This window comes from Scytonema sp. PCC 10023 (assembly GCF_963920835.1).
Classification (GTDB): Bacteria; Cyanobacteriota; Cyanobacteriia; order Cyanobacteriales; family Nostocaceae; genus Kalymmatonema.
The window spans coordinates 1-224 of sequence record NZ_CAWUDP010000432.1; the positions used below are offsets into that span (position 1 = coordinate 1).

1 pseudogene is annotated in these 224 nt (G+C 44.2%); it reads left to right on the forward strand.

The annotated features are described in order from the left end of the window. A pseudogene (locus tag ACM0OZ_RS49480) lies at positions 1-224 on the forward strand (hypothetical protein); the annotation flags it as partial.

The following is a 224-nucleotide window of genomic DNA, read 5'->3' on the forward strand; positions in this document are numbered from 1 at the left end:
TTTCTTGGCTTTTATAGGTAAAATAAGGGCTTTAGGCTTAGTACTGAGTTTTAAATTACATCAACTTTTATTGGTGGAAGATGTCAGACCGGAAATTGGACAACTCATTAACCTGCAATCGCTCCACCTCAGCATCAATCAACTGAGCGCACTGCCACCGGAAATTGTCCAACTCATCAACCTGCAATCGCTCGACCTCCGCATCAATCAACTGAGCGCACTGC